General features: G+C 70.7%; 26 protein-coding genes. 18 read left to right on the top strand and 8 right to left on the bottom strand.

Annotated features, from left to right (window positions below; genetic code table 11):
• Nucleotides 1-70 precede the first annotated feature (70 nt).
• Complete coding sequence (locus DFJ64_RS15220; protein WP_115851055.1) at nt 71-784, top strand: HAD family hydrolase; 714 nt, start codon at nt 71-73, stop codon at nt 782-784.
• 24 nt (nt 785-808) lie between these two features.
• On the opposite strand, the gene fahA is transcribed toward DFJ64_RS15220, so the two are convergent.
• Both fahA and DFJ64_RS15230 read right to left on the bottom strand, forming a co-directional pair.
• Complete coding sequence (fahA, locus tag DFJ64_RS15225) at nt 809-2,020, bottom strand: fumarylacetoacetase (RefSeq protein ID WP_115851056.1); 1,212 nt, start codon at nt 2,018-2,020, stop codon at nt 809-811.
• A gap of 3 nt (nt 2,021-2,023) precedes the next feature.
• Entirely contained in the window at nt 2,024-2,890 is an 867-nt protein-coding gene (locus DFJ64_RS15230) for a hypothetical protein (protein WP_115851057.1), read from the bottom strand.
• A 78-nt stretch (nt 2,891-2,968) separates the two neighbouring features.
• Here DFJ64_RS15230 and DFJ64_RS15235 point away from each other — a divergent pair, with 78 nt between their 5' ends.
• From DFJ64_RS15235 to DFJ64_RS15250, 4 genes are all read left to right on the top strand, one after another.
• Complete coding sequence (locus tag DFJ64_RS15235; protein ID WP_245941158.1) at nt 2,969-4,468, top strand: MFS transporter; 1,500 nt, start codon at nt 2,969-2,971, stop codon at nt 4,466-4,468.
• A 112-nt stretch (nt 4,469-4,580) separates the two neighbouring features.
• Complete coding sequence (locus DFJ64_RS15240; protein WP_115851059.1) at nt 4,581-5,777, top strand: homogentisate 1,2-dioxygenase; 1,197 nt, start codon at nt 4,581-4,583, stop codon at nt 5,775-5,777.
• 22 nt (nt 5,778-5,799) lie between these two features.
• On the top strand, nt 5,800-6,777 hold the full coding sequence (locus tag DFJ64_RS15245; RefSeq protein WP_147304726.1) for an amidohydrolase family protein: 978 nt from the start codon (nt 5,800-5,802) through the stop codon (nt 6,775-6,777).
• On the top strand, nt 6,777-7,280 hold the full coding sequence (locus DFJ64_RS15250; protein WP_115851061.1) for a hypothetical protein: 504 nt from the start codon (nt 6,777-6,779) through the stop codon (nt 7,278-7,280). Before DFJ64_RS15245 ends, DFJ64_RS15250 begins: the two co-directional genes overlap by 1 nt.
• Nucleotides 7,281-7,328: 48 nt before the next feature.
• Here DFJ64_RS15250 and DFJ64_RS15255 read toward each other — a convergent pair whose 3' ends face one another.
• Entirely contained in the window at nt 7,329-8,285 is a 957-nt protein-coding gene (locus DFJ64_RS15255) for a lysylphosphatidylglycerol synthase domain-containing protein (RefSeq protein WP_170152626.1), read from the bottom strand.
• Nucleotides 8,286-8,332: 47 nt separating this feature from the next.
• Between DFJ64_RS15255 and DFJ64_RS15260 the strand changes: the two genes are divergently transcribed.
• Together DFJ64_RS15260 and DFJ64_RS15265 are read left to right on the top strand one after the other, a co-directional pair.
• Nucleotides 8,333-9,457 (top strand): glycosyltransferase family 4 protein, encoded by a 1,125-nt coding sequence (locus DFJ64_RS15260; protein WP_115851062.1) that lies wholly within the window; start codon nt 8,333-8,335, stop codon nt 9,455-9,457.
• Nucleotides 9,454-10,200: a class I SAM-dependent methyltransferase gene (locus DFJ64_RS15265; RefSeq protein ID WP_115851063.1), complete on the top strand. Its 747-nt coding sequence runs from the start codon at nt 9,454-9,456 to the stop codon at nt 10,198-10,200. Before DFJ64_RS15260 ends, DFJ64_RS15265 begins: the two co-directional genes overlap by 4 nt.
• A 30-nt stretch (nt 10,201-10,230) precedes the next feature.
• Here DFJ64_RS15265 and DFJ64_RS15270 read toward each other — a convergent pair whose 3' ends face one another.
• Nucleotides 10,231-11,295, bottom strand: coding sequence for a glycosyltransferase family 2 protein (locus DFJ64_RS15270; RefSeq protein ID WP_115851064.1), 1,065 nt, complete (start codon nt 11,293-11,295; stop codon nt 10,231-10,233).
• A 191-nt stretch (nt 11,296-11,486) separates the two neighbouring features.
• On the opposite strand from DFJ64_RS15270, the gene DFJ64_RS15275 reads away from it, so the two are divergent.
• Nucleotides 11,487-13,025, top strand: a complete 1,539-nt coding sequence (locus tag DFJ64_RS15275; RefSeq protein ID WP_147304727.1) for a hypothetical protein — start codon at nt 11,487-11,489, stop codon at nt 13,023-13,025.
• Nucleotides 13,026-13,353: 328 nt separating this feature from the next.
• Here the strand turns inward: DFJ64_RS15275 and DFJ64_RS15280 are convergent, their stop codons facing one another.
• On the bottom strand, nt 13,354-14,484 hold the full coding sequence (locus tag DFJ64_RS15280) for an ABC transporter ATP-binding protein (RefSeq protein ID WP_245941159.1): 1,131 nt from the start codon (nt 14,482-14,484) through the stop codon (nt 13,354-13,356).
• A gap of 223 nt (nt 14,485-14,707) precedes the next feature.
• Between DFJ64_RS15280 and DFJ64_RS15285 the strand changes: the two genes are divergently transcribed.
• The 3 genes from DFJ64_RS15285 (at nt 14,708) to DFJ64_RS15295 (ending at nt 17,910) form a co-directional block, all read left to right on the top strand.
• Entirely contained in the window at nt 14,708-14,902 is a 195-nt protein-coding gene (locus DFJ64_RS15285) for a hypothetical protein (protein WP_115851066.1), read from the top strand.
• Between the two features lie 207 nt (nt 14,903-15,109).
• Nucleotides 15,110-15,304 carry a hypothetical protein gene (locus tag DFJ64_RS15290; protein WP_115851067.1) on the top strand — a complete coding sequence of 65 codons (195 nt, stop codon included), beginning with the start codon at nt 15,110-15,112 and terminating at the stop codon, nt 15,302-15,304.
• Nucleotides 15,305-15,312: 8 nt separating this feature from the next.
• Complete coding sequence (locus tag DFJ64_RS15295) at nt 15,313-17,910, top strand: molybdopterin cofactor-binding domain-containing protein (protein ID WP_115851068.1); 2,598 nt, start codon at nt 15,313-15,315, stop codon at nt 17,908-17,910.
• Nucleotides 17,911-17,941: 31 nt separating this feature from the next.
• On the opposite strand, the gene DFJ64_RS15300 is transcribed toward DFJ64_RS15295, so the two are convergent.
• Together DFJ64_RS15300 and DFJ64_RS15305 are read right to left on the bottom strand one after the other, a co-directional pair.
• Nucleotides 17,942-18,550 (bottom strand): nicotinamidase, encoded by a 609-nt coding sequence (locus DFJ64_RS15300; RefSeq protein WP_115851069.1) that lies wholly within the window; start codon nt 18,548-18,550, stop codon nt 17,942-17,944.
• Between the two features lie 72 nt (nt 18,551-18,622).
• Nucleotides 18,623-19,999, bottom strand: a complete 1,377-nt coding sequence (locus tag DFJ64_RS15305; RefSeq protein WP_115852134.1) for a nicotinate phosphoribosyltransferase — start codon at nt 19,997-19,999, stop codon at nt 18,623-18,625.
• Nucleotides 20,000-20,110: 111 nt separating this feature from the next.
• On the opposite strand from DFJ64_RS15305, the gene clpS reads away from it, so the two are divergent.
• From clpS to murI, 6 genes are all read left to right on the top strand, one after another.
• Nucleotides 20,111-20,410 (top strand): ATP-dependent Clp protease adapter ClpS, encoded by a 300-nt coding sequence (clpS, locus tag DFJ64_RS15310; protein WP_115852135.1) that lies wholly within the window; start codon nt 20,111-20,113, stop codon nt 20,408-20,410.
• Nucleotides 20,407-20,970 carry a DUF2017 domain-containing protein gene (locus DFJ64_RS15315; protein ID WP_115851070.1) on the top strand — a complete coding sequence of 188 codons (564 nt, stop codon included), beginning with the start codon at nt 20,407-20,409 and terminating at the stop codon, nt 20,968-20,970. The genes clpS and DFJ64_RS15315 overlap by 4 nt, the downstream gene beginning before the upstream one ends.
• Before the next feature lie 40 nt (nt 20,971-21,010).
• Entirely contained in the window at nt 21,011-21,481 is a 471-nt protein-coding gene (locus DFJ64_RS15320; protein ID WP_115851071.1) for a M67 family metallopeptidase, read from the top strand.
• A gap of 114 nt (nt 21,482-21,595) precedes the next feature.
• Nucleotides 21,596-21,868: a MoaD family protein gene (locus DFJ64_RS15325; protein WP_115852136.1), complete on the top strand. Its 273-nt coding sequence runs from the start codon at nt 21,596-21,598 to the stop codon at nt 21,866-21,868.
• Nucleotides 21,869-21,873: 5 nt separating this feature from the next.
• Complete coding sequence (locus DFJ64_RS15330; protein WP_115851072.1) at nt 21,874-22,821, top strand: PLP-dependent cysteine synthase family protein; 948 nt, start codon at nt 21,874-21,876, stop codon at nt 22,819-22,821.
• Nucleotides 22,822-23,252: 431 nt separating this feature from the next.
• Nucleotides 23,253-24,047, top strand: coding sequence for a glutamate racemase (murI, locus tag DFJ64_RS15335; protein ID WP_115851073.1), 795 nt, complete (start codon nt 23,253-23,255; stop codon nt 24,045-24,047).
• Between the two features lie 295 nt (nt 24,048-24,342).
• On the opposite strand, the gene DFJ64_RS15340 is transcribed toward murI, so the two are convergent.
• The gene (locus DFJ64_RS15340) at nt 24,343-24,516 is read right to left on the bottom strand and encodes a DUF3099 domain-containing protein (RefSeq protein WP_115851074.1); all 174 of its coding nucleotides are present in this window, start codon (nt 24,514-24,516) and stop codon (nt 24,343-24,345) included.
• Between the two features lie 55 nt (nt 24,517-24,571).
• On the opposite strand from DFJ64_RS15340, the gene DFJ64_RS15345 reads away from it, so the two are divergent.
• Complete coding sequence (locus DFJ64_RS15345) at nt 24,572-25,882, top strand: class I SAM-dependent RNA methyltransferase (protein ID WP_342768138.1); 1,311 nt, start codon at nt 24,572-24,574, stop codon at nt 25,880-25,882.
• Nucleotides 25,883-25,889: the final 7 nt, after the last annotated feature.

A 25,889-nucleotide genomic window follows, 5' to 3' on the forward strand; every position in this document is an offset into this window, starting at 1 on the left:
CGTCCACGACGCCGCGAACGAGGCCGGCGGCCGGGCGGCGGCGCTGGCGCGCTGTGAGACGATCGCCCGCATGACCCCACCCACCCTCGTCCTGTGGGATATCGACCGGACGCTGGTCTACGTCGGCGAGGTGAGCCGCGAGATCTACGCGCGGGCGTTCCAGGAGGTGACCGGCCAGCCCTTGCGGACCTTCGCCGACATGACGGGCCGGACGGACAAGGCGATCCTCACCGACACGCTGGCGATCAACGGCGTCGCGCTCCCCGAGGAGCGGTTCGAGCTGTTCTACGCCGCGCTCGCTCGGGCGGCCGAGGCGAGCCGGGAGCGGATGCGCGAGCGAGGCCACCGGCTGCCTGGCGGAAAGGAGGCGATCGAGGCCCTGGCCCGTGCCGGTGCGGTCCAGACGGTGGTGACCGGCAACATCCGGCCCACCGCGATCGTCAAGCTCGACGCGTTCGACCTGCTCGAGCACCTCGACGTCGAGGTCGGCGGCTATGGGTCGGACGACCGGGTGCGAGCCGCCCTGGTCCGCCGTGCTCGAGAGCGTGCCGAGGCTCGGTATGGGCGGGTGTTCGAGCGCGTGGTGGCCATCGGCGACACCCCGCACGACGTCCAGGCTGCCCGAGACGCGGGCGTCGGTGTGGTGGCCGTCGCGACCGGCCGGAGCGGACAGGACGAGCTGGTGGCGGCGGGAGCCGCGGTCGTGCTTCCCGACCTCACGGACACCGAGGCCGTCCTCGAGGCGATCGCCGCGTCGGCGACCACGAGCGAGGCCGCCCCATGAGGCCGGCACTCGGCCGGACGGGAGTCAGGCCGGATCCACCCTGCCGGTGACCTCACCGAACCCGAGCGTGAGACCGTCACCGACCGGCGCTGTCGCGCTGATCGTCACCTGGTCGCCGTCCTCCAGGTAGGAGCGCGTCGCCCCACCTGCCAGCTTGAGCGGTTCCGTACCGTCGACGGTGAGCTCGGCGAGGCAGCCCCACTCGGTGGCGTCGGGCCCGGACACCGTTCCGGACGCCACCAGGTCGCCGGTCCGGAGCGTCGCCCCACAGGAGGTGAGGTGCGCCAGCATCTGGCCCGGTGTCCAGTACATCCGGGCGTAGCGAGGGCGGGAGATCACCTCTCCGTTGAGCTCCACACGCAGGCTGAGGTCGAGACCGAAGTCGTGGCTGCCGCGGAGGTAGGGCAGCGGCTCAGGGTCTTGCGCGGGTGGCGGGATCATCGCCGGCTCGAGGGCGTCGAGTGGAATCACCCACGGCGAGATGGACGTCAAGAACGACTTGCTGTTGAACGGCCCGAGGGGACGGTACTCCCAGGCCTGGATGTCCCGGGCCGACCAGTCGTTGACCAGCACGACGCCGAAGATGTGGTCCCGGGCGTCGTCGACCGAGAGGCGCTGGCCGGGCGTGGTCGGCGTGCCGATCACGAAGCCGACCTCGGCCTCGAAGTCCAGGCGCTCAGTGGGCCCGAAGACCGGTTCGGCCCGGCCGGGCACGCGGTACTGACCGGACGGACGTCGGACCGGCGTTCCCGACACGGCGACCGAGCCCGCCCGACTGTGGTAGGCGATGGGGAGGTGCCGCCAGTTGGGCGTCAAGGGCTGCTCGCCAGGCCGGATCAGTCGGCCCATGTTGGTGGCGTGGTGCTCGGAGGCGAAGAAGTCGACGAAGTCCGCCACCGTGAACGGCATGTGGAGCCGTACCTGGTCCATCGGGATGAGCAGCGGCTCCACCAGGTCCCGGTGTGACTCGTCGGTGAGGCGCTCGGTCAGCCAGTGGCGGACGGCGTGCCACGCGCGTCGACCCAAAGCCATGAACGGGTTCAACGAGGGCCCAGCGAAGACGCTGGCGAAGTCCGCCCACTCACTGGCCGCGAGCGGGGCGAGGTCGAGCACGTAGGAACCGATCGCGACACCGACGCGTGGATCTTCGCCGGCGTAGGAGAAGACGCAGTACGGAAGGTTCTGGACGGGGAACGGCGAGCCGTCCGGAACCGGGACCCAACTTTTCGCTGCCACAGGTCAATCCTTCCCGAATCGGGTCGCGACGAGGTCGCGGAGCGTCTCGGACACGCGGGGGGAACTACACGAGGTAACCCAGCGGCGAGTCGAACGGACGGCGGCGTGGTCGAGCTGTCGGAGCCGACTCACCACCGTCTCGGTATCCCGCTCCGCTACGAGCTGGGCGATGTCGTCGAGACCGGCGCCGTCGAGGGCGGCCCGCGTGGCGAGCAGGAGGTTGAGGATCCCGTGCCGTTCCCGACCTCCGGGGCCGGCCCGGCGGATCGCCGCGTCCAGTCCGGCGCACGTGAACGGCACCTCGCGGTCGAGACAGCCGAGGAGGAACGACGCGACGTCACGCTCCGGCAGACACTCCTCAGGTGACGCCAGCCGCAACGTCGCCAGGTACCCCGCCTCCGCGATCGCGTCGAGCGCACGCTGCCAGCCGTCCAACCACGGCACCTCGACGGCCACGGGTACGTCGTCGAGGGTGTCGACGTCGTCGAGGGCGAGGGCGACCCTGGTCACGTTGCGGGCGAGGTCGATCTCGTCGCGCAGGCGCAGGTGGAGAGCTCGCACGGCGAGCCGCTCGGTCCGCGCCAGCCAGGTGAGCGCCGGCCGGATCGCGCCGGCACCGCCCGTGACGACGAGGCCGAGGGGAAGGGACTCCTGGTCAGTGAGCTGTTCACCGAGGACGGCGGGAAGCCCAGGCAGGCCGGAGTCGGGGCAGAGAACGCAGCGCAGGGCGTCTCCCAGTGGGTGCTGGCGGTGCCGTCGGTAGCCGACGACCGCCGCCGCGAGCGGCGTGTCGGAGGGCGGGACCGCCGCCGCGTCGTCGAGCAGGTCGGACAGGAGCGCGGGGAAGGCCTCGTCACGGTCGGTGTTCATCCAGGCTCACTCTAGAGACCTCCGCCGATGAGCGTCGTGGTGCCTGGGGCGTCGTGGTCGTCTGCTTGGATGTCCCACGTGAGCGGGGACGCCGGTGGGGTCGCGCGGCTGCGCGGGAGCGCAGCGCACCGCGTCTACAGCGTGGTCGTCTTCCTCATCCTGGCGTCGATCGACAACGTCGCGGCGGTGCTCGTGCCGCCGCTCTACGCGCCCATCGCCCGCGACCTGGCGGTGCCGGAGAGCGCGCTCGGCCTCGTCACCGCCGCCACCTTCCTCGTCGCCGCCATCGCGGCGGTCGGATGGGCGTACGTCGGTGACCGGACCCGTCGTAAGCCGGTGCTCCTGGTCGGCACGCTCGTGTGGGCGGTCGGCACGGCCGGCACCGCGGTCTCCGACACCTACGTCGCGTTCTTCGGGGCGCAGCTCGTCGCGGCGATCGGCCTGGGGGCAGTGGCCTCGGTGGGGTTCTCGGTCGTCAGTGACCTGATCTCACCCAAGCGGCGCGGCCTCGTCATGAGCTTCTGGGGGTTGTCGCAGGGCGCCGGCACGCTCGCGGGGACGCTGCTCGCCGGCCTCCTCGGCGCCAGCGACTGGCGTCGGCCCTTCGTCGTGCTGGCGATCGTCGGGCTCGTCGCGACGGTGGCGTACCTCCTCACCTACGACATCCCCCGCGGGCGGAGCGAGCCGGAGCTGGCGGCCGTCTTCGAGCACGGAGGGGAGTACGACCATCGAATCAGCCGCTCGGACCTGCCCGACATCCTGCGCCGCCGGACGAACGTCTGGTTGGTGCTCCAGGGCGTCACCGCCCAGTTCGTGTTCGGTTCCCTGGTGTGGCTGCCCCGGCTGTTCCAGGCCAAGGCCGAGCAGCAGGGCTACCCCGAGGAGACCGCGATCGTGGTCGGCAGCCTGTTCGCCACGCTGTTCCAGCTCGGCGGGATCACGTCGATCCTCGGCGGGCTCGTGGGCGACCGGCTGCAGCGTCGCACGCCGCGAGGCCGCGCCTTGGTCGCGTCGATCGGCATCCTCGGTGGCATCCCGTTCTACGTCGTCCTGTTCTTCCTGCCGCTGCCGATCGACATCGGGGAGCCGGACGGCCTCGGCGCCGTCGTCGCGGCCGCTCTCACCAGCCTCGTGACCCAGCCCATGGTGGGCCTGAGCTTCCTCGCCGCGTTGCTCGCGCTCGCTCTCACCTCGGCGAACTCGCCGAACTGGTTCGCCTTGCTCGCTGACGTCAACCCACCGGAGCATCGGGGAACCGTCTACAGCCTCGGGAACCTCGCCAACGGCGTCGGCCGCTCGGTGGGCAACGGCGTGGTCGGGTTGGTGTTCCGGACCCTCGAGAAAGGCGGAATACCGCCGCCGCTCAACTACGCGATCGGGCTCGCGGCGTTCCAGCTGTTCTTCGTGCCGACCGGCGTCATGTACTGGTTGGCGTCTCGAACGAGTCCGCGGGACATCGAGTCGGTCCGACACACCCTGCGGGCCAGAGCCACGGCCGCGACGGCGGACGGTGTGCCGCCGACGTCCGGCACCACGGAAGGCTCGACACCCGACTCCGACCGGCGACGAGCGCGCTGAACCGTCGAGTCATCGACGCCGAGCGAGGTTTCATCGACCGCTGATCGGCGTACGGTCGAAGCGACACCAACGGTGTGTGGCCCTCGGCCACGCAAGGGAAGGGGGCGTCGCCATGGCCTACTACCGCGCGGTCGGTGAGATCCCACCCAAGCGGCACACACAGTTCCGCGGACCGGACGGGTCGCTCTACTACGAGGAGCTCATGGGGGAGGAGGGCTTCTCCTCCGACTCGTCGCTGCTGTACCACCGTGGCGTACCCTCCGCGATCGTCGACTCGGAGGTCTGGGAGCTCCCCGACCACACCACGCGGCCCAATCATCCGCTCGTTCCTCGCCACCTGCGATTGCACGAGCTGTTCGACGGGCTGGACTGGAAGTCCTCCGACGTGGTGACCAGCCGGCGACTCGTGCTCGGCAACGCGGACGTGCGCATCAGCTATGTCTGGGCGGGAGAGGAGTCGCCGTACTACCGCAACGCGCTCGGCGACGAGTGCGTGTTCATCGAGTCCGGCGCGGCCCGCGTCGAAACGGTGTTCGGCGTCCTCCACGCCCGGGAGGGCGACTACGTGATGCTCCCACGTGGCACCACTCACCGCTGGGTGCCGGTGGGCGACGGTCCTCTGCGGGCGTACTGCATCGAGGCCAACTCACACCTCGGTCCGCCCGCACGGTACCTGTCGCGCTACGGCCAGCTGCTCGAGCACGCGCCGTACTGCGAACGCGACCTCCACGGACCGGCGGAGCCGCTTCTGGAGGAGGGCACCGACGTGGAGGTCCTCGTCAAGCACCCCGGACCCGGCGGGGTGGTCGGGACGCGGCTGGTGTACGCGACGCATCCCTTCGACGTCGTGGGGTGGGACGGCTGCCTGTACCCCTTCACGTTCAACGTCGCCGACTTCGAGCCGATCACCGGTCGTGTCCACCAGCCGCCGCCGGTGCACCAAGTGTGGGCCGGCACCAACGTCGTCATGTGCAACTTCTGCCCACGAAAGGTCGACTACCACCCGTTGGCGGTGCCGGTGCCCTACTACCACTCCAACGTCGACAGCGACGAGGTGATGTTCTATGTCGCCGGCGACTACGGCGCGCGCAAAGGGTCGGGGATCGGGCCAGGATCGGTCTCCCTCCATCCCGGCGGTTACGCGCATGGTCCCCAGCCTGGGGCGATCGAAGCGTCCCTCGGTGTGGAGTACGTCGACGAGCTGGCGGTCATGGTCGACACGTTCCGTCCGCTCGAGCTGGGTGAGGCGGCACTGGCGTGCGAGGACGAGACGTACGCTTGGAGCTGGTCCGGCCGTCGCCGGGAGTGAGCCGCGGTCGCGCAGTGTCGGGTTGACAGGTCGGGTTGACAGCCGCGTCGACGACGAGGCGTTGCTGGTCAGCGAGGGCGGCGGCGTGGCGCGTGGGCGGAGAGATAATGACCTGATGGACGCCTCGGAGCGGATCCCGTACGAGCGGTACTTCGAGGTCTCCATGACCCCGGAACCGGGACAACCGCTCCATTCCTACGAGTACTTGCGCCGGCTCACCTCTGGCGTCCTCGACGAGTACCCCACCATCGACGCCCACACCCACCTGGGACGCGACGTCGACGGTCGTTCCCTCAGCCTTCCCGACCTGCTCGCCGAGCTCGATCGCTTCCACGTCGATCGCGCCGTGGTCTTCCCCTTCAACGACCCGGAGCAGGGAGACGACTTTCGCGTCCCGAACGAGCGGGTCTGGGCGGCCTACGAGCAGGCTCCCGAGCGGATCGTGCCGTTCATGCGTCTCAACCCCAACGGGCCGTGGGAGCAGGAGTACGAGCGGTGCCGCGACCGTGGGCACCGTGGCATCAAGCTGCATCCCCGGGCGCAGCACTTCGCGATCGGGTCTTCGCGAGCTCGTGAGCTGTTCGCACGGGCGGCCGCTGACCAGCTGCCGGTCATCGTCCACACCGGCTTCGGAGTCGAGGACGTCGCCGACGCGATCGGCGAGCTGCTCGCCGGACCGAACGGGCTCACGCTGCTGCTCGCCCATTCCTCCTTCATCGAGATGAACCAGGCACTCCGCGTGCTCGGTCCGCGGTCCAACGTGTACTTCGAGACCTCCGTCGTTCCCGCCTACGACCTGATCGAGGTGCTGACGACGGTCGACCCGAGTCGGGTGATCTTCGGCTCCGACCTGCCCTACGCGGACTGCTATACCGGCATCCAGTCGCTGGCGGTGATGGCGAGCTTCGCCGGGATCGGCGTGGACCGGCTCCCCGACCTGCTCGGCGGGAACCTGCTGCGGATCCTCAACCGACGTCCGCGCACCGAAGGGAGCGGGTGATGACCCCACAGCACCGCACGCTGCTCGTCGGTCGCGAGCCACTCGCGGTGTGCAAGGAGGTCGTCGAGCGCGGGCTGCACCCGGAGGCGGTCGATGTCGACACCGGTGTGCGCGTCATGCCGTTGGTGCTCAACGACCGTCGTCACTTCACCCTGTGGATGCGGCTGTACTCGCGCACGTTGGCTGCTCGCAACTTGGCCTTCGCCGGCGACGCGACGCACGCGCAGTGGGAGATCGAGGCGGCGATCAGGGCGACCACCGATCCGCCGTGCTTCCTGGAGTCCGTCTACCTCGACGAGTTGCGGCTGCTGCTGCGCTCGGCGCAGCGGGCGCTCGCCGCCGGTGAGACCGGCGTCGACCACTACGGGCCGCACATCTCCCTGTTGGTCGCTGAGAACTGGTGTCTCATGCGGCTGTACCGCCGTCAGGTGCAGATCGAGGACGTTTCCGACGACATCGCCGAGATCGCCCAAGGGCGCGCCCCGCACCACCGTCCCGACTAGCCGAGGGCTCCGGCGCCACCGTCCCAACTGGCCGTCCGGAGGAGACGCCTACGAGGTGCTGGGCTCGTCGGCCCTCGCGGCTCGCATGGAGACCGCGGAGGAGCCCGCCACCACCAGGTCGGCGACCGTCACGATTGCTCGCGACGCGATCGCGAGAACCAACGCGTCGGCTGGGGCGAGGACGGGCGACAGCGCGGCCACGAGCGCGACCTCGCGCACGCCGAGGCCAGCGGGAGTGATCACGACGAGGTACCCGACGCACCAGGCGAGGGCGAACCCGCCCACGGCCAGCGGCAACGTCGGCAGTGGGTCAGCGCCGAGGGCGACCGCGAGGAGCCACGTGTGGAGCCCGTAGCAGAGCCACTGGATCACCCCGACCAGCGTCGCCTGGGCTGACATCACCCACGTGACGGGACGTTCGAGCTGGGGCCGCCGGACGAGCCGGAGCAGCCAGTCGAGGAGGGGGTTGAGGACCCGCGGGTGCACGATCGCGAGCAGGACGGGGGTGAGGAGGAGCGCCCACCAGAACCGGCGGGTCTCCTCGGTGGCGGCGAGAGGAAGCGTGCCGCTGGCGACCACCAGGCCTGAGGTCAGGCTGAACAGCATGAGCAGCGCGAAGACCGTCATCGATCGCCGCCGCGGAACGCCGTGGTCGCGCCCCAGCTCCATCTGCGCCAGCGCGGGCCACACCGAGCCCGGCAGGTACTTGCCGAGCTGGCTCACGAACAGCACCCGGGCCGCCACCCGATAAGGAAGGGCGGAGCCCAGTCCCGCGAGCAGCAGGCGCCACATCACCATGCTCGCCATGAGCCCGCCGAGCGTCGCCACGAACGCGGTCCCGAGCAGAGGCAGGCTGAGCCGCGCCAGTGCCGGCCTGATGTCGTCCCACTCGGTGACCACCGCGACCACGCCCAAGGTGACGGAGGCGACGACGAACGTCACTCGGACGACCCGACTCGCCAGGATGCGCAGGACCACGCTGGTCACGGACTGAAACGCCGCCACTCGCGAAAGCGTACGGTACGCGCTCGACGCTGTTACGCTCCTGGCCCGTGCGGGTGTTGACCTTCGGCACGTTCGACGTGCGCGCCCACCCACGCGTGGGGATCCTGGCCGACGGATTGCGCCGGCACGGGTGCGACGTGCAGGAGTGCAACGTACCCCTGGGCATCGACACCGCCGGTCGCGTCGCCATCCTCCAACGACCGTGGCTTCTGCCCAAGCTCGCGCTGCGGATCGTGCGCTGTTGGGCGACGCTGGTTCGGCGGGCGCGCGCGATGCCCCCGCCCGACGTGGTTCTCGTCGGCTACCTCGGCCATTTCGACGTGCTGCTCGCCCGGCTCCTGTTCCGGCGTACTCCCATCGTGCTCGATCATCTCGTCTTCGCGGCGGACACCGCCTGGGATCGAGGTGCGCGAGGCGGTGTCAAGCAGGCCCTGCTCAGGGCGCTCGACCGGGCCGCCTTGCGGTCCGCCGACGTCATCGTGGTCGACACCGAGGAGCACCGGTCCATGGTGCCGGCGCAGTGGTACGACCGCGCTGTCGTCGTGCCGGTGGGTGCCGCGCAGCAGTGGTTCGACGCCGGCAGCGCCGCGGCCGAGGACTCGGGCGCGCGCCCGACCGGCGGCGTGCGGGTGGTCTTCTACGGCGTCTACACGCCCTTGCACGGCGCCCCCGTCATCGGTCAGGCGCTGAGCAAGCTCGCGGACGACCCGGTCGACGTCACCATGATCGGCAATGGCCAGGAGCTCGCCGCGACCCGTGCCGCCGCGGCCGGCAACCCGCGCGTGACGTGGCTGTCGTGGGTCGAGCCGGAGGACCTGCCCAAGCTCGTCGCCGACCACGACATCTGCCTCGGTGTCTTCGGCACCAGCCCCAAGGCCCGGCGCGTCGTGCCCAACAAGGTCTACCAGGGTGCGGCGGCTGGATGCGCCATCGTCACCTCGGACACCGCGCCGCAGCGTCGAGTGCTCGGTGATCGCGCCGTGTTCGTCCCTGCCGGCGACCCGGACCGGCTCGCCGAGGCGTTGCGATCCCTCGCCGCCGACCCGCTCGAAGTCGCGCGGCTGCGCCGAGCCGCGAGTAGCCTGGCGCGTGAGCGATTCGCGTCCCATCAGGTCGTCGAGCCCCTCCTTGATCGGCTCCGCGGCCTGGCCCCACTGTTGGAGGCGTCGTGACTCCTCTTCCGCCCCTCACGCCCAACGCCTGGTTGCGCTGGGACCTGGTCTCGCGCTTGCTCCCGGAGAACGCCTACGCCGTGTTGGAGATCGGCTGTGGCCAAGGCGGCTTCGGCGTCCGGCTCTCCCGGATGTACCGCTACGTCGGGCTCGAGCCGGATCCGGAGTCCTTCCGCATCGCTTCCGAACGCATGGCCGCCTGCGGGGGTCATGGGGAGGTGCGCAACGGCGACTTGTCAGCGCTCAAGCCCGCCGAGACCTTCGATCTGGTGTGCGCGTTCGAGGTGATCGAGCATCTCGAGGACGACGACAAGGCGTTGGCCGAGTGGGCTGCACGGCTTCGGCCCGGTGGCTGGCTGCTGCTGAGCACCCCGGCGTTCCAGCATCGCTTCGGGCCTGGCGACGCGATGGTCGGACACTACCGCCGCTACGACCCGGCGATCTTGCGTCGACTGCTGCAGCAGACCGGCTTGGTTGACATCGAGCTGTACCAGTACGGCGGCCCGTTGGGTTACGTGCTGGAAGCGGCGCGGAACCAGATCGGAAGGCGCCGCATGGCCGCGCTGGCGCGGACGGGCGCCACGATGGAGGAGCGGACGAGCGGGAGCGGTCGACTGCTTCAGCCGCGGTCACGACTACGCGGGCTGGCCACCCAGTGGGGCACGTGGCCGTTCCGTTGGCTGCAGCGGCGCTTCCCCAACCACGGCCCTGGTCTCGTCGCCAGAGCTCGGCTGCCTCGGTAGGGAGGCACGGCCAACGCCCTGTGAGGAGGGTCAGGGGTCAGGCCGTGACCGCACGATGAGGTCGGCCAACAGCGCCAGCGAGGCGATGAGCAGGCCGGTCAGGAAGATCAGCACCGTGTTGGTCGCCAACCGCACCGGGTGGGCGATGACGTCGTAGATCCCTTTGCCAACTCCGATCGCGAGCAGCCACAGAGCCGGTGGCATGAGCACCTTGATCGGGTTGAAGTACATGACCATCCGCATGACCTGCAGGATGTAGCGGTAGGCGTCCTTGATGAAGTGGAACTTCGACTTCCCGGAGCGCTTGGAGTATTCGATCGGTACGTAGCGGATCGCGTGTTGGTTGTGCAAGAACGCCATCGTGATCGTGGTGACGCACGAGAATCCAGGTGGCAGCAGCCGCAAGTAGGGCAGGGACACCTCGCGGCGGAACGCGCGTAGACCGGAGTTGAGATCTGGGATCTTGGTGTTGGTGAGCCACTCGGCGATCTTGCGAATCACCCACTTTGCCGGGACGCGCAAGAACCGGTGTGAGCCTTGCTCGCTCGTCCGCGCGCCGACCACCTGGTCGAACGTGGGATCCTCACGCAGCATCTGGACGAGCTCCGGGATGCGCTCGTTGGGGTAGCTCATGTCGGCGTCGGTCCACACGACGATGTCGCCCCGAGCGGACTGGGTGCCGACTCGGCGTGCGGTCCCCGACCCGCCGTTGTGCAGAAGGGGAATGATGCGCATGCGAGGGAAGCGCGGCGCCGCCTCCTGCAGAAGCTTCAGCGTGTCGTCGGTGGAGGCGTCGTCCACGGCCAGCAGCTCGTAGGACAGACCGCTGGCGTCCATCGCCTTGGTGATGCGCTCGACCTCGGCGATCACGTGGTCCTGCTCGTTGTAGCACGGGAGGACGATCGAGACGTCGACGTGCCCGGCCTCGCCGCCGCTTCGCTCAGCCGAGCCCGCCTGTGTCTTCGGCCCGGTAACCGCCGCGGAGGCCTCCGCTGACGAGGTGTCGTACGTGGCGGGTGCTGACGCCGACGTCGCCGGCGGCGAAGCTGGCGGCGGTGCCGTCGGGGTCGAGGCGCTGCTGTCGGTGGCGCTCATGGTCGATGCTCCCACGGTCGACTACGCAGCGGAGACTAGCGAGGCTGTCGCCGTGACCGCAGGTATTCGTGCGGCGTTTCCCCGGCTACGCTTCCTCGGCTATGGCCGCCACCGTCCTCCGAGAAGCGTGCGACGTACCGTCCTCCCGGCTCGCGAACCAGCGAAGAGACAACCAGCGAAGAGACGGTGTCGTGACGGCGGTCGTCGCGGGTTGCTTGACGGTCGTCACCGTCGCGTTCTGTCGGCGCTACCTCCCACTGCCCTATCCCTCCGACCAGATCAACTACCTCGACGCCGCGGTGGATTTCCCGCATCCGAGCCCGGGAGCGCCGGTCCACCAGTTCACCCGCTTCGGGCTCACCCTCCCGCTGCGTGGGTTGATCGAGGTCTTCGGCTACTCGCAAGCGGCCTACTACGCGCTCCCGCTCGTGACCGTGCTGGCGTTGGTGGTCGGCGTCTACCTGGTGGGCGCCCTCCTCTACGCGCGGTCGGTGGGCGTCGCGGCGGCGGCGGTCACGGCGGCCAACAACGTCGTCTTCTACGACGTGATGCAACCGCTTCCCGATCTCCTCGCGACGGCGCTGACGTGCTGGGCGGTGGCGCTCGCGATCGCGGTGCGGCAAGAGCGCCGACTGGTCTGCGCGACCACGCGGCGTCGGCTTGTCGTGTTGGTGGGCATCGGTCTTCTGCTCGGCTGGAGCTACCTCACGCGGGAGTTCATCGTCTTCAGCTGGCCGGTGGTGGCGCTCCTTCTCGTGCGCGCGGTGCGAGCGCGCGAGCTGCTCGCGGTCGCCGTGCCGTTGGCCGCCACGGGGGTCGCCGAGCTCGCCTTGTGCGCCCTCACCTACGGCGACCCGTTCGCTCGGCTCGCGGCGGTCACCGGGCACGGCAGCGGCCCGATCCCGGAGGAGCTCGCGGCGACCTACCAGAACATGCCGCGGAGCTGGTACCTCAACCGGCTGCTCGTGGCCATGCAGAGCGTTCCCGAGGGTGAGTGGCTGCTCGCCGCGTTCGCCGCCACGGTGATCGGCGGCCTGGTCGCCTGGCGCCGCATGGGCCTGCTGCTGCTGTGGTTGGCGGTGACCTACGCGCCGCTGGTGCTGCTGGGCGGGTTCCTCGATCCGTCAGCACCGAAGCTGCGGCTGTTCATCATGCGCTACTGGTTCCCCACGTTCCCGGCGTTCGTGCTGGGCGGCTGCGCCGCCGCGTGGCTGGCGACTCGCTGGGCGGTTCGCCGGGAGGCCTCGACGCGCTGGCGCGTCGCCAGCCGCGGGAACCTGGTCGCCGGGGCGGTCGTCCTGGTCCTCGCCGCGCTGACCCTGCAGGCGGCAGCGCCCTCGTGGGGGTACAGCCGGGGCTACCACGTCGTCGGCACCAAGCCCCTCAGCGCGTTCCGCGAGTGGCTGGCGGACCACCGTGACGAGGTGCGGGTGCTGTGGAGCGACGGGCGTACCGTGCGGCTGCTGCCGATCTACGCCCACGAGCGGTTCGGTCAGCCGGTCTGGTCGGGGCAACTGCGGTCGCTGTCGGTGAATGGTCCGACCCCGGCGCCAGGCGACCACGTGCTCCTCTACAGCACCCAGGGCACCGGGCTGCCGTGCGACCACTGCGCGGCGGCCGCCGCGGACGTCCTGGGCGACCCGGTCCGGGTTCCGCCGCACTGGCGTGAGGTCTTCGCGACCTACGACAGGGCCGTGCTGGTCTACGAGGTGGGCACGCCGGCCTCCTGACGGTGCCACGTGTCCCGCCTCGGCGCGCCCAGATGACCTGGCCGCGACGAGGATCGGTGTGCACCGAAAAGGGGCCGTTCCCGCCCGAAAGTGACGAAAGGGACTTAGTCGACGATGCCGGCGCCCCGGCGCGGCGAGGTGGCCGATCCGCGAATCGCGGAGTATCAAGGAAGTGGGGCCCTGGGCTGTCGCGTTCCCCCGTGCGTGAACCGCCCGGGGCCTCGCCTTGTCTCGCGCGCCGGTGTGTCGGGTCGGCGGTCCGAGCGCTCGGCCACGGCCGCCGCTGTGAGCGTGTCGGGCACCGGCCGGTCCGACCCATTCAGGCGGGTCATGCCGCTGTGGGACGCTCGTCGTAGATCTGGTGGATCACGTCCTCGAGGTTTGGCTCGACGATGGCGAGGTCGAGCACCCGGTGCCGTTCCAGGACGGCGGCGACCACGTCGGCCACCTGGACACGCTCGGGGTTGAACCGCAGTCTCACCTTGCTGCCGTCGAACCGGACCTGGTCGACACCCGGCACCAGGGCGCTCAGCTCGTGGGCGGTGGCCGTCTCCTGGACCGATCCTTGGTCCGCGACCTGGACGACGAGCTCGCGGTAGGGCGCGTAGCGCGCCTTCAGCGCCGCCACGTCGCCGTCGTACAGGACCCTGCCGCGGTCGATGAGGACGATCCGACTGCACAATCGCTCGACGTCGTCCAGGTCGTGGGTGGTGAGGATGACGGTCGTGCGGTCCTGACGGTTGAGCTCGGCGACGAAGGAACGCATCCGCTCCTTGGCGACCACGTCGAGGCCGATCGTGGGCTCGTCGAGGTAGAGGATGCGCGGGTTGTAGAGCATGGCCGCCGCGAGATCGCCGCGCATCCGCTGCCCGAGTGACAGCTGACGCACCGGAGTGTCGAGGAAGTCCGCCATGCCGAGCAGCTCGGTGAACCGCTCGAGGTTGGCGTGGTAGGTCTCGCGGGGGATGTCGTAGAGCTTGCCGATCAGCTTGAACGAGTCGATGAGCGGCAGGTCCCACCACAGCTGGGAGCGCTGGCCGAACACCACACCGATCTGCCGGGCGTTGCGTTCCCGCTCCCGCCACGGGGTGACGCCGGCGACCTCGACCGTGCCGGAGGTCGGGACGAGGATGCCGGTGAGCATCTTGATCGTGGTCGACTTGCCGGCGCCGTTCGGGCCGAGATAGCCGACCAGCTCGCCCTCGGCGATGTCGAAGCTCACGCCGGCGACGGCCTGGGTGACGGTGTACTGACGGGTGACGAGGGTGCGCAGGCCGCCGAGGAACCCGTGGTGTCGTTTCGGACGGCGGAACTCCTTGCGCAGGTCGCGGACCCGGATGAGGGGGATCGGCTCAGCCGAGGCGCCAGACGCTCCGTCCGCGGCCGCAGGCTGGACGGCCGCGGTGGAGCGCTGCTCGGGCGAGGTGACCACGGTGCGTACCTCTCCGCGCGTCCACACGGTCGGGGATCGTCGTCTGGGGCGTCTGGGGCATGGCCTTCGGTGAGAGATCGGGACCGGCCCCGTGCGCTGCGACCTTACGCGCCCTGAGCCCCAGGCGGCAATCGTTCGTCCGCTATGTCCGGTTCGGGCATGTGCTCATCTCGGCAGCCCGTCCGGAGTCCGGGAGATCTCGGGGACTTGCCGGAGTGCCTGACCCGTGGACGGGAGCCACCATGAAGACATGTCGAACCGCACGAAGTACATCCTGGGTGGTGCGGCCATCGCGTTCATCGGCTGGCTGATCCTGCCGAAGTGGCTGGCGCTTGTCCTGATCCTTGCGGTGGTCGCGGCTCCCGTCGCCGGCTACCTGCTGTTGGACGAGTCTCAGCGTCGTCGCCTCCACCGGCTGCGTCATCGAGGGCAGCTTCCGCACTAGCGCACCGTGCGCCGTGACCGCTCGGGGCGGTGACGGTGCCGAGGTTCGCCGACATTCGCGCGGACGGTGGGCGGACCCGTCCGGGGTGCGGTCGTGATCGCCCCGATCGCGAGATCGGGGAGACTCACGATGGCGGACAATGGAGGGGTGCGCTCACGACGACGCTGAACGAGGGCGTCGCGGACGCGCGGATGACAAGGGGACGACATGTCGAATCGCACGTGGTGGATCGTCGGTGGGGTAGGCGTCGGACTCCTCGCCCTCATCTGGCTGCCGTGGTGGGTGTCCTTGCTCATCGTCCTCGCGGTCGTGGGCGCGCCGATCGCCGGCTACCTCATGCTCGACCCGTCGCAACGGAGGCGGCTCCATCGGCTTCGGGAGCGTCGGCAGCTGGGTCGATGAGCCGCTGAGTGACCGAGGTGTCTCGGCCTTTCGTCGTCAACGGCGTCCCCGTCGAGCCCGCGGTGGATCCGGCGACGCCGCTGCTGTTCGTGCTGCGCAACGACCTTGCCCTGCACGGTGTGCGCAGCGGTTGCGGGATCGGCGCGTGTGGGGCGTGCACGGTGCTCGTCGATGGTCGGCCCGAGCGCTCCTGCCAGCTCCCCGTGTCGGCGGTCGCGGGTCGCGAGGTCACCACGCCGGAAGGGCTGGGCACACCGGAGCGGCCCCATCCGATCCAGCAGGCTTTCCTCGATGAGCAGGCCGCCCAGTGCGGCTACTGCGTCAACGGGATCGTCATGACGACGGCGGGCCTGCTCGCCGCGAACCCCTGTCCCGACCCGGCCACGATCCGCACCACGATCCAGACGCACCTGTGTCGGTGCGGCGCGCACCAGCGGATCCTGCGGGCGGTGGAACGCCTCGCCGGTCGCGCTTCGCCGTCCTCGGTCGAGACCCTGCGCGCTGACGAGGCCCGCAACCCGGCCAGGGCCGCGGTCCGCGCCCGCGGCCCTGGCCGGGCCAACGACTCCGAGCCCGCCCACGACGTCGGGTCGGACGACCTCCCGGGCCCGCTTCGCCGAGCACGGAACATCGAGGACTGGCTGCGGCAGCTACCCGACGGACGGATCGAGGTCCGCAGCGGCCGGGCCGAGCTCGGGCAAGGCATCCGGACGGCGTTCGCCCAGATCGCCGCGGCCGAGCTAGGCGTGCCGGTCGAGCAGGTCGTGGTCACCTCCGCGGCGACGGACGGGACGCCGGACGAGGGGTACACGGCGGGGAGCGCGTCGCTGGAGCAGGGCGGTGCGGCCATCGCGATGGCCGCGGCGGCGTTCCGTCGGCGCCAGCAGGCGGGCCTGCCGCCCGTCGGTCCGATCCACATCGACGACCGGCCGCGCTGGAGCGGCGGGCCGATCGGGCAGCCGGTCCAACGGACCGACCTGCCCCGCAAGCTCACCGGCGCCCCGGCGTACGTGCACGACATGGCGCCACCCGGGCTGCTGTTCGCCCGGGCGCTGCTCCCGCCCACCTACGACGCCACGGTGCTCGAGACCGACCTCGCGGCCGTCCGGGCGATGCCCGGGGTGGAGGCAGTCGTTCAGGACGGCCGGCTGCTCCTCGTGGTGGCCGCGCGGGAGGAGCAGGCTGTGGCCGCTGTCCGCCGACTGGGCCGCCTGACGCGCTGGGACCCGTCGCCCGGCCCACCGCCGAACGAGGGATCAGTCGGGAGGCAACCGGTCCACCAGGTGGTGGTCGACGAGCCCGGGGTCGGCGACGCGCTCGCCACCGGGAGGCGGGTGCGTGCCTCCTACGCCAAGCCGTACGAGTCGCACGGGTCGATCGCCCCCTCCAGCGCGGTGGCCCAGCTCGACGCTGACGGCGTCCTCACCGTGTGGACCCACAGCCAGGGGGTGTACCCCCTGCGGCGGGAGCTCGCCGCGCTCCTCGGCGAGGACGAGGAGCGGATCGTCGTCCGGCACGTCGACGGACCCGGTTGCTACGGACACAACGGCGCGGACGACGCGGCCGGCTTCGCCGCGGTCGCGGCACGCGCCGTTCCCGGCCGGCCGGTGCGGTTCCAGTACTCCGTGCGGGACGAGTTCGGGTGGGAGCCGTACGGTCCCGCGATGCGGGCGGATCTCGAGGCGTCCCTCGACGAGTCCGGTCGCCTGCGCGGCTGGCGCCACCGGATCGTCACCGACGCGCACACCGGGCGCCCCCACGGCAGTGGTGACCGCCTCGTGGTGGCGTGGCTGCGCGAGGGTGGTCCCGCCCGACCGTGGCCGGGCGGCGGCGAGGGAGGAGTCCGCGGCGCGGAGCCGATCTACGAGATTCCTGCCCGGCACATCGTGGCCGAGTACGTCCCCGGACCGCTGCGGACCTCGGCGGTGCGCTCGCTCGGGGCCTACTTCAACACCTTCGCCATCGAGTCGTTCATGGATGAGCTGGCGGAGGCGGCCGGGGCGGACCCGGTGGAGTTCCGGCTCGCGCACCTGTCCGATCCGCGAGCGCGGCACGTGCTCGAGGTCGTGGCCGAGCGTGCCGGCTGGCGACGCCGACATGGTCCGAGCGGACGAGGGCAGGGCGTGGCTGTGGCGCGGTACAAGGGGTCGAAGGCCTACGTCGCGCTGGTGGTCGACGTCGACGTCGACACCGACACCGGTGCGGTCGTCGTGCGTCGCGTCGTCGGTTGCTGTGACGCCGGCACGGTCGTCAACCCTGACGGGCTGGCGAACCAGATCGAGGGCGGCATCCTGCAGGGCCTCAGCCGAGCGCTCTACGAGGAGGTACCGCCGACGGGGACGAGGGACAGCCTGGACTGGACGACCTACCCGGTGCTGCGGTTCTCCGACGTGCCGGCGATCGAGCTGGTCCTCGTGGACCGGCCTGGCCTGCCCCCACTCGGTGCCGGCGAGGCGTCCACACCGGTGGTGCCCGCCGCGCTGGCCAACGCGGTGGATGACGCGATCGGCGTCCGGATGCGGAGCCTGCCGCTCACCCCGGACCGCCTCCGCGCGCGGCTGGAGGAGCTGGACGACACCGAGGCCGCCCGGGTCCTCCTGCCCTGAGTGAGCCGCCGGACGCCCGCGCGAGGTCGGGTCAGCCCCGCTGCATCTCCCGCACGATCGGCGTGCCGACCAGCTCGCACCCGGCCTCCCGCATGGTGCGCAACGCCACCTCGGTGGTGTCGCGGCGCACGCCGGCGGTGAGGTCGAGCAGGACCCGCGTCTGGAACCCCTGCTTGACCGCGTCGATCGCGGTGTGGCGCACACAGTGGTCGGTCGTGAGCCCCACGATGTCCACGTGGCTCACGCCGTGGGAGCGCAGCCACTCGGTCAGCGTGGTGCCGTCGGCGGTGGTGCCTTCGAAGCCCGAGTAGGCCGCCTCGTACTCGCCCTTGTCGAAGATGGCCGCGAAGGGTTGCGGGTCGAGGTTGGGGTGGAAGCCGGCGCCTTCGGTGCCTTTGACGCAGTGCGGTGGCCAGGTGTTGATGTAGTCGGGGTGGTCGGAGAAGTGCTCGCCCGGGTCGATGTGGTGGTCGCGGGTGGCGACGACGTAGTCGTAGGTGCGGTCGCGCTCGTCTGCCCGCTGCCAGGCGCGGAGAAGCTCGCCGATGCGGAAGGCGACCTCCGCCCCACCGCGGACCGGCAGGCTGCCTCCCTCGCAGAAGTCGTTCTGGACATCGGCCACGATCAGTGCCCGCGTCATCGCACCCTTCCTCCTTTCCCTCGTCCTCGCCGTCTCCCGGGTCCTCGCCGTCACGCAGGCGGCGGAGACCGCCTAGGTTCGTCGCTCGTCGGTTCGTTCGGCTTCGACGGCGGTGGCGCGTCGGCCGTCCGGGCCGTCGGCGCTGTAGGCGGGTGCGCCGTTGTACTCGGTGGGCACGGCGGGCTCGCCCCACGACAGCTGTCGAGCGGCCGGCGGCAGCTCCGCCAGGCTGCGCACGTGCCGTTCTCGCGCCATCTCCAGCGGTTCCCTTCCGACGATGTCGCCGCGCTGCACCAGGGGGACGAGCAGAGGCCGACCGGGTCGGTCGATGTCGGGCCACGTGGTCACGACCTCCGCCACCGCCACGCCGTCCTCGATGACTCGATGAGCCCACTTGCGGCCCTTGTGGGTCGGCTTCCCGGTCGACGCCTTCGCCACGCCGATCAACGGAGCGGAGGGGTCGTCGGAGGTCGACCGCGCCACCAGCTTGTAGACCAGCTCCGCGGTCGGCGCGCCGCTCCCGGTGACGAGCGCCGTCCCGACGCCGTAGGCGTCCACCGGAGCTGCGGCCAACGCCGCGATGGCGTGCTCGTTGAGGTCGCCGCTCACCAAGATCTGGGTGCCGGTGGCGCCCAGGCGGTCCAGCTCGGCCCGCACCTCGTGCGCGAGGGCGGGTAGGTCGCCGGAGTCGATGCGGATCGCCCCCAGCCCGGGGCCGGCCACCTCGACGGCGGTGCGCACCGCCTCACGGACGTCGAAGGTGTCGACCAGCAGGGTGGTGCCGCGCCCGAGCGTCTCGATCTGGGCGCGGAAGGCGTCCCGCTCCGAGTCGTGCAGGAGCACGAAGGCGTGCGCGGAGGTGCCGGCGGTCGGGATGCCGTAGCGGCGTCCGGCGAGCAGGTTCGACGTCGACGTGAAACCGGCGATGTACGCCGCTCTGGCCGCGGCGGGTGCCGCGGCCTCGTGCGTGCGGCGCGAGCCCATCTCGATCAACGCGCGTCCGCCGGCGGCGGTGGCCATCCGGGAGGCGGCCGAGGCGATCGCGGAGTCGTGGTTGAGGATCGACAGCGTGAGGGTCTCGAGCAGGACCGCCTCGGCGAACGTCGACTCCACGACGAGGATGGGGGAGCCGGGGAAGTAGCACTCACCTTCGGCGTAGCCCCAGATGTCACCAGTGAAGCGGTAGGAGGCCAGCCACTCTGCGGTCGGCTCGTCGATGACGCCGCGGTCGAGCAGGAAGGCGAGGCTGTCGTCGTCGAGCCGGAACCGCTCGAGCGCGTCGAGGAGTCGGCCGATCCCGGCCACGACGCCGTAGCGTCGCCCGTCGGGCAGGCGCCGGGCGAACACCTCGAAGACCGCGCGGCGGTGGGCGGTGCCGTCGGCCAGCGCGGACCGGAGCATGGTGAACTCGTACTGATCCGTGTACAGCGCGGTGAGCTCGTCGGACATCTCGCCCATGGTGCGAGCCTAGACCGACTTCGAGGCACCGACGGCGCGCGCCGCAGACCTGACCCGAGGGGTGGGCGAGACCGGAACGTCCTACAGGTGCACGATGGGAAGATGAGCGGGACCGCACCTGTCGAACTCGAACGGCCAGACATCGACGAGGTCGTCGTTCCGGACACGCCGTGGGTGACCATTGTCTGGAACGACCCGGTCAACCTCATGTCGTACGTCACGTACGTCTTCCAGACCTACTTCGGCTACACGCGGGAGAAGGCTGAGAAGCTGATGCTGGACGTGCACCACAAGGGCAAGGCTGTGGTCTCCAGCGGAACCCGCGAGGAGATGGAGCGCGACGTCGAGGCCATGCACTCCTATGGCCTGTGGGCGACCCTGCAGAAGAGCGGAGACACATGACGAGCGGTTTCCGAGCCCGGGGCGGCACCGTCCAGGCGACCTTCGCCGCGGAGGAGGTGTACGTCCTTCGCGGGCTCATCGGTGAGCTCATCGAGTTGATCCGCGACGACCAGCCGGCCCCGCAGTCTCCGTCCGGGGACGACAGTCTGGCGGCTCTGGTCGGCGCCATGGGCCCGACCGAGCCGCCCCAGGACGCGGTCCTGGCCCGCCTCTTCCCCAATGCCTACCAGGACGACGAGGAGGCGGCCGCGGAGTTCCGGCGCTACACCGAGCACGGGTTGCGCGACGCCAAGGTCAAGAACGCCGAGACGGTGCTGGAGACGCTCGGCGATCCGTCGTTCTCGGATCAAGTGACTGTCTCGCTCAACCACGACGAGACGCAGGCGTGGCTGCGCACGCTCACCGATCTGCGGCTGGCCCTGGGCACCAGACTCGGCGTCCAACAGGACGACGACGAGTACTGGGCGTCGTTGCCGGAGGAGGACCGCCGACGCCAGATCTACGGCGTCTACGTGTGGCTCGGCTGGCTGCAGGAGTCGTTGGTCACCGCCATCTGGTGATCGTGAAGGTCGCTGGGAAGGGCTCGGTAGGCTCGGGGTCGTGCTCGTCATCGACCAGGCCAATTACGACAAGATCGTCGCGCACGCGCGGGCGGACCACCCTGACGAGGCGTGCGGCGTCGTCGCGGGCCCGGCCGGCTCCGACCGCCCGGAGCGCTTCATCCCCATGGTCAACGCCGAGCGTTCGCCGACCTTCTTCCGGTTCGACTCGCAGGAGCAGTTCCGGGTGTGGCGGGAGATGGACGACCGCGGCGAGGAGCCGGTCGTGATCTACCACTCGCACACCGCCACGGAGGCCTACCCGTCCCGCACCGACATCGCCTACGCCTCCGAGCCGCAGGCGCACTACGTCCTGGTGTCGACGCGAGAGTGCGGCAACGGGGAGGGCCCCGTCGAGTTCCGGTCGTTCCGGATCGTCGACGGCGTGGTCACCGAGGAGGAGGTGCGCGTCGTGCCCTCCTACAGCGACCCTGAGCCGGCCAATGGCCCCAAGCCGGACAGGGTGAGCTGAGCGAGACAAGCGTCGTACGCGACTGGTTCCGGCCAGTCACGGCCGGAATCCTCTGTCGCCCACGCGTGTTGACGCTGTGGGCTGGTTTTGATCGACCACAAGGAGCACACACCGATGGCAATCGAGGTCCGTATCCCGACGATCCTCCGCACCCACACCGGCGGCGCCAAGACGGTGGAGGGCACCGGAGAGACGCTCCAGGAGCTCATCGACGACCTGGAGACGCGCTACGCCGGGCTGAAGGAGCGCCTCGTCGAGAACGGTGATCTTCGCAGGTTCGTGAACATCTACGTCAACGACGAGGACGTCCGGTTCCGCGGCGGACTCGAGGCCAAGGTGTCCGATGGCGACGTGGTGACCGTCCTGCCGGCGGTCGCGGGCGGCTGAGCGCCATGCGGTTCGCGTCTCTCCTGGACGCGGTGGGGCACACCCCTTTGGTGGGGCTGCCCCGCCTGTCCCCGTCGCCCGAGGTCCGGTTGTGGGCGAAGCTTGAGGACCGCAACCCCACCGGCTCGGTCAAGGACCGTGCCGCCCTCCGGATGATCACCGAGGCGGAGAAGGAGGGTCTGCTGCGTCCGGGGGCCACGATCCTCGAACCCACCTCCGGTAACACGGGCATCTCGCTGGCGATGGCGGCGAAGCTCAAGGGCTACCGCCTCGTCTGTGTCATGCCCGAGAACACCTCGGAGGAGCGGCGTCAGCTGCTGCGCATGTGGGGAGCGGAGATCGTGTCCTCCCCGGCGGCGGGCGGCTCCAACGAGGCGGTGCGGGTCGCCAAGCGGCTGGCGGAGGAGCACCCCGACTGGGTGATGCTCTACCAGTACGGCAACCCGGCCAACGCACTGGCCCACTACGAGGGAACCGGGCCGGAGATCCTGGAGGACCTGCCGAGCGTGACGCATGTGGTCGCCGGTCTCGGCACCACGGGGACGCTCATGGGCATCGGGCGGTTCTTTCGGGAGCACAAGCCGGACGTCACGATCGTGGCCGCCGAGCCGCGCTACGGCGAGCTGGTGTACGGGCTGCGCAACCTCGACGAGGGCTTCGTGCCGGAGCTGTACGACCCGCGTCTCATCGACGCGCGGTTCTCCGTCGGCCCGCGGGACGCCGTCCGTCGGGTCCGTGAGCTGCTGGAGTTGGAGGGCCTGTTCGCCGGCATCTCGACCGGCGCCATTCTCCACGCCGCCATCGCGCAGGCTCACCAGGCGCTGCGTGAGGGCAAGCGGGCCGACATCGTGCTCATCGTCGCTGACGGCGGCTGGAAGTACCTGTCCACGGGCGCTTACGAGGGTTCCCTCGACGAGGCGGAGGAGAGCCTGGAAAGCCAGCTCTGGGCATGAGGCGGGTGTCGCCGGGTCCGGGCGCGTGGTGCGGCGGGTGGACGCCGGTCGGTGTCCGGATCGGGTCTTTGGTCCTTTTTCTGGCCGATGCAACCGTTCGAGGGATTCGTGGGTTTAGGTAGGTGAACGCGCCCGGGACGGCGGACTGGGAGAGGGGGAGGCTCCCGGGGGGACGCCGGATACGCCGAGGCAGCCGATGGAGGTCACCGATGTCGGTGCGACCCGGCGCCGACATCGGGTGAGAGGACCGGCTGTCGGTATCCGGTTCGCCGCCACAGGTGGGGTGCCGCGTGGGCACGGTCTGGTCGGCTGGGCGCGAGCCGGGGCGCGCCCTAGCCGACCAGACCGGCCCCGAGGGCGATGGGTCGTGACGGGTCGCCAGAGCGCCGAAGCCGGCGTGCCGGCCCGACCGTCACCGTAGGCTGACGCCCGTGTCAGACTCGCCGATCGGCATCTTCGACTCGGGGTTCGGCGGCCTCACGGTCGCGCGAGCCGTGATGGACCAGCTGCCTCACGAATCCGTCCTGTACCTCGCGGACACCGCGCGCTATCCCTACGGCGAAAAGCGCATCGCCGACGTCCGCAAGTTCGCTCTCGAGTGCTTGGATCACCTCGTCGACCAAGGCGTCAAGCTCCTGGTGATCGCCTGCAACTCCGCCAGCGCCGCCGTCCTGCGCGACGCGCGGGAGCGTTACTCGGTGCCGGTGGTCGAGGTGATCCTCCCGGCCGCCCGGCGAGCGGTCGCCACGACGCGCTCCGGCCGGGTCGGGGTGATCTGCACCCGCGCCACCGCCACGTCGATGGCGTACGAGGACGCGTTCGCGGCGGCCCCCCACATCTCGCTGTACACGCAGGCCTGCCCTAGGTTCGTGGAGTTCGTCGAGCGCGGCATCACCAGCGGGCCCGAGCTGTTGTCCGTGGCTCACGAGTACCTGGATCCGCTCACCAAGGCGGGTGTTGACACGCTCGTCCTGGGCTGCACCCACTACCCTCTGCTCACCGGCGTGATCTCCTACGTGATGGGCCCGGAGGTGACGTTGGTGTCCAGCGCGGAGGAGACCGCCAACGACGTCTACGCCCGACTCGTGCGCGACGGGTTGGAGCGTCCCCGCGACCTGCCGCCGCCGAAGCACCGCTTCCTCACCACCGGTGATCCGGAGGCGTTCATGGAGATCGGCGGGCGCTTTCTCGGGCCGGAGATCACGTTCGTGGAGGAGGTGGTCTGAGGGCCGGGCGGGTCGACGACGCGCCGGTGGCACGTGGAGAGCGGTTGCCGAGTGACGCCTCTCCACGCCTCATATGCGACGGCCTCACCGTGTCCGTCGGCTCGGACCACGCGCGGGTGACGCCGCTGCGCGAGCTGAGTCTGTCCGTGGGGGGGCCGACCACGCGGTGACCTGGTGGCGGCGAGCAGCCCGTTCGGGGATGCGCCGCTTGACGGTGCGTTCGTCTCGGCGAGCCGCGTCGCCAGCCGGGACGGCCGAGTGGACCGGGAGGGCCGATCGGACGGGCGCCGCGAAGTCACGGCTCACGGCGGCTGTTGGCGGTGATCGCGGCGACGGGAGGGATGACGGCGGCGACCGCGGACATGACGACCGCGGCGAGGACGGAGAACCTGCTCACCACCGCCCAGGCCAGGACGAACAGCGTGAGGCACACCGTCATGAGGACGAGGTAGAGCCGCCGGCGTCCCATGCCATTCAGCCTCGCGCGCTGGTCAGCCTCGCGCGCACTGGTAGCGTCGACGCTCGTGCGACCCGGCTCCGCGCAGGACCAGACCTCCGCCGCTCCTCCGGCTGACGGCACGCTGCTGGACCTGGACGTCGGTCCGGTAGCCCACGGCGGCTGGTGCGTCGCCCGGTACGACGGCAAGGTCGTCTTCGTCCGCCATGCCCTGCCAGGGGAGCGGGTTCGCGCCCGGGTCGTCGACACCACCACCCGGTTCGCCCGCGCTGAGGCGGTCGAGGTCCTGCGCGCGTCACCCGATCGAGTGGAGCCGCCGTGTCCGTTCGCCGGACCCGGCCGCTGCGGTGGCTGCGACTGGCAGCACGCGTCCCTGGAAGCCCAGCGACGGCTCAAGGCGGCGGTGGTCGAGGAGCAGCTGCGCCGGGTGGCCGGCATCGCGTGCTCTGTGACCGTCGAGGAGCTCCCACCGGTCGCGGGAGCTGACCCCGGTCTGGGGTGGCGGACCCGGGTGCGGTTCGCCGTCCGTGCGGACGGCGTGGTCGGGCTGCGTCGACACCGCTCACACGAGATCGAGCCGGTCGACCGGTGCCCGCTCGCCCATCCCGAGCTGGCTCGTCTCGGTATCGGACGCCAGCGCTGGCCGGGCGTGACCGAGGTCGAGGCGGCCGTGTCGGCGACGACGGCCGACCGGGTGGTCGCCGTGTCCTCGCGGTCGGCGAAGCGCTCGCCGGCGGTGCCCCGGCTGGACGCGCCGGTCCGGGTCGTGCGCGGTGCTCCGGTGCCCGGACCCCACCTGCCGTACGTCCGCGAGCACGCGGCCGGTCGCCAGTGGCGGGTGAGCGCCACGAGCTTCTGGCAGGTCCATCCGGCCGCCGCGCAGACGCTTGCCGACGCGGTCGTCGCAGGCCTGGAGCCGCGTGAGGGTGAGCGGGTCCTCGACCTGTACGCCGGTGTGGGCCTCTTCGCCGGCGTCCTCGCCGGTCACGTGGGCCCGACGGGCCAGGTGACCGCGATCGAGGAGAGTCCTCTCGCTGTCCGCGACGCTCGCGTCAACCTGCGCGACCTGCCGAACGTCACGGTCGTGCCGGGCCGGGTCGAGCGCGTGCTGGGCCCCGGCGTCGATCGCGAGCTCGCCGCGGACGTGGTGGTCCTCGACCCGCCGCGGTCGGGCGCGGGGCCGGAAGTGGTCCGACGGATCGCCGCCCTCGCCGGCCGGCGGATCGCGTACGTCTCGTGCGACCCGGCGACTCTGGCCCGCGACCTGAGCGCCTTCGGCGAGCTGGGCTGGACGGTGACGAACCTGCGGGCGTTCGACGCCTTCCCCATGACCCACCACGTCGAGGCGGTGGCGATCCTCCAGCGTCACGCGGGCTGACCGCGAC

Origin of the sequence: Thermasporomyces composti (assembly GCF_003386795.1) — a bacterium.
GTDB classification, from domain to species: Bacteria; Actinomycetota; Actinomycetes; order Propionibacteriales; family Actinopolymorphaceae; genus Thermasporomyces; species Thermasporomyces composti.

Coding starts and splice junctions, on each gene's coding strand:
- DFJ64_RS15330 (WP_115851072.1), top strand. CDS start 21,874: ATGCGGTTCGCGTCTCTCCTGGACGCGGTGGGGCACACCCCTTTGGTG.
- DFJ64_RS15305 (WP_115852134.1), bottom strand. CDS start 19,999: ATGTCCGACGAGCTCACCGCGCTGTACACGGATCAGTACGAGTTCACC.
- DFJ64_RS15315 (WP_115851070.1), top strand. CDS start 20,407: ATGACGAGCGGTTTCCGAGCCCGGGGCGGCACCGTCCAGGCGACCTTC.
- DFJ64_RS15325 (WP_115852136.1), top strand. CDS start 21,596: ATGGCAATCGAGGTCCGTATCCCGACGATCCTCCGCACCCACACCGGC.
- DFJ64_RS15290 (WP_115851067.1), top strand. CDS start 15,110: ATGTCGAATCGCACGTGGTGGATCGTCGGTGGGGTAGGCGTCGGACTC.
- DFJ64_RS15230 (WP_115851057.1), bottom strand. CDS start 2,890: ATGAACACCGACCGTGACGAGGCCTTCCCCGCGCTCCTGTCCGACCTG.
- DFJ64_RS15285 (WP_115851066.1), top strand. CDS start 14,708: ATGTCGAACCGCACGAAGTACATCCTGGGTGGTGCGGCCATCGCGTTC.
- DFJ64_RS15240 (WP_115851059.1), top strand. CDS start 4,581: ATGGCCTACTACCGCGCGGTCGGTGAGATCCCACCCAAGCGGCACACA.
- clpS (WP_115852135.1), top strand. CDS start 20,111: ATGAGCGGGACCGCACCTGTCGAACTCGAACGGCCAGACATCGACGAG.
- DFJ64_RS15300 (WP_115851069.1), bottom strand. CDS start 18,550: ATGACGCGGGCACTGATCGTGGCCGATGTCCAGAACGACTTCTGCGAG.
- DFJ64_RS15340 (WP_115851074.1), bottom strand. CDS start 24,516: ATGGGACGCCGGCGGCTCTACCTCGTCCTCATGACGGTGTGCCTCACG.
- DFJ64_RS15220 (WP_115851055.1), top strand. CDS start 71: ATGACCCCACCCACCCTCGTCCTGTGGGATATCGACCGGACGCTGGTC.
- DFJ64_RS15250 (WP_115851061.1), top strand. CDS start 6,777: ATGACCCCACAGCACCGCACGCTGCTCGTCGGTCGCGAGCCACTCGCG.
- DFJ64_RS15270 (WP_115851064.1), bottom strand. CDS start 11,295: ATGAGCGCCACCGACAGCAGCGCCTCGACCCCGACGGCACCGCCGCCA.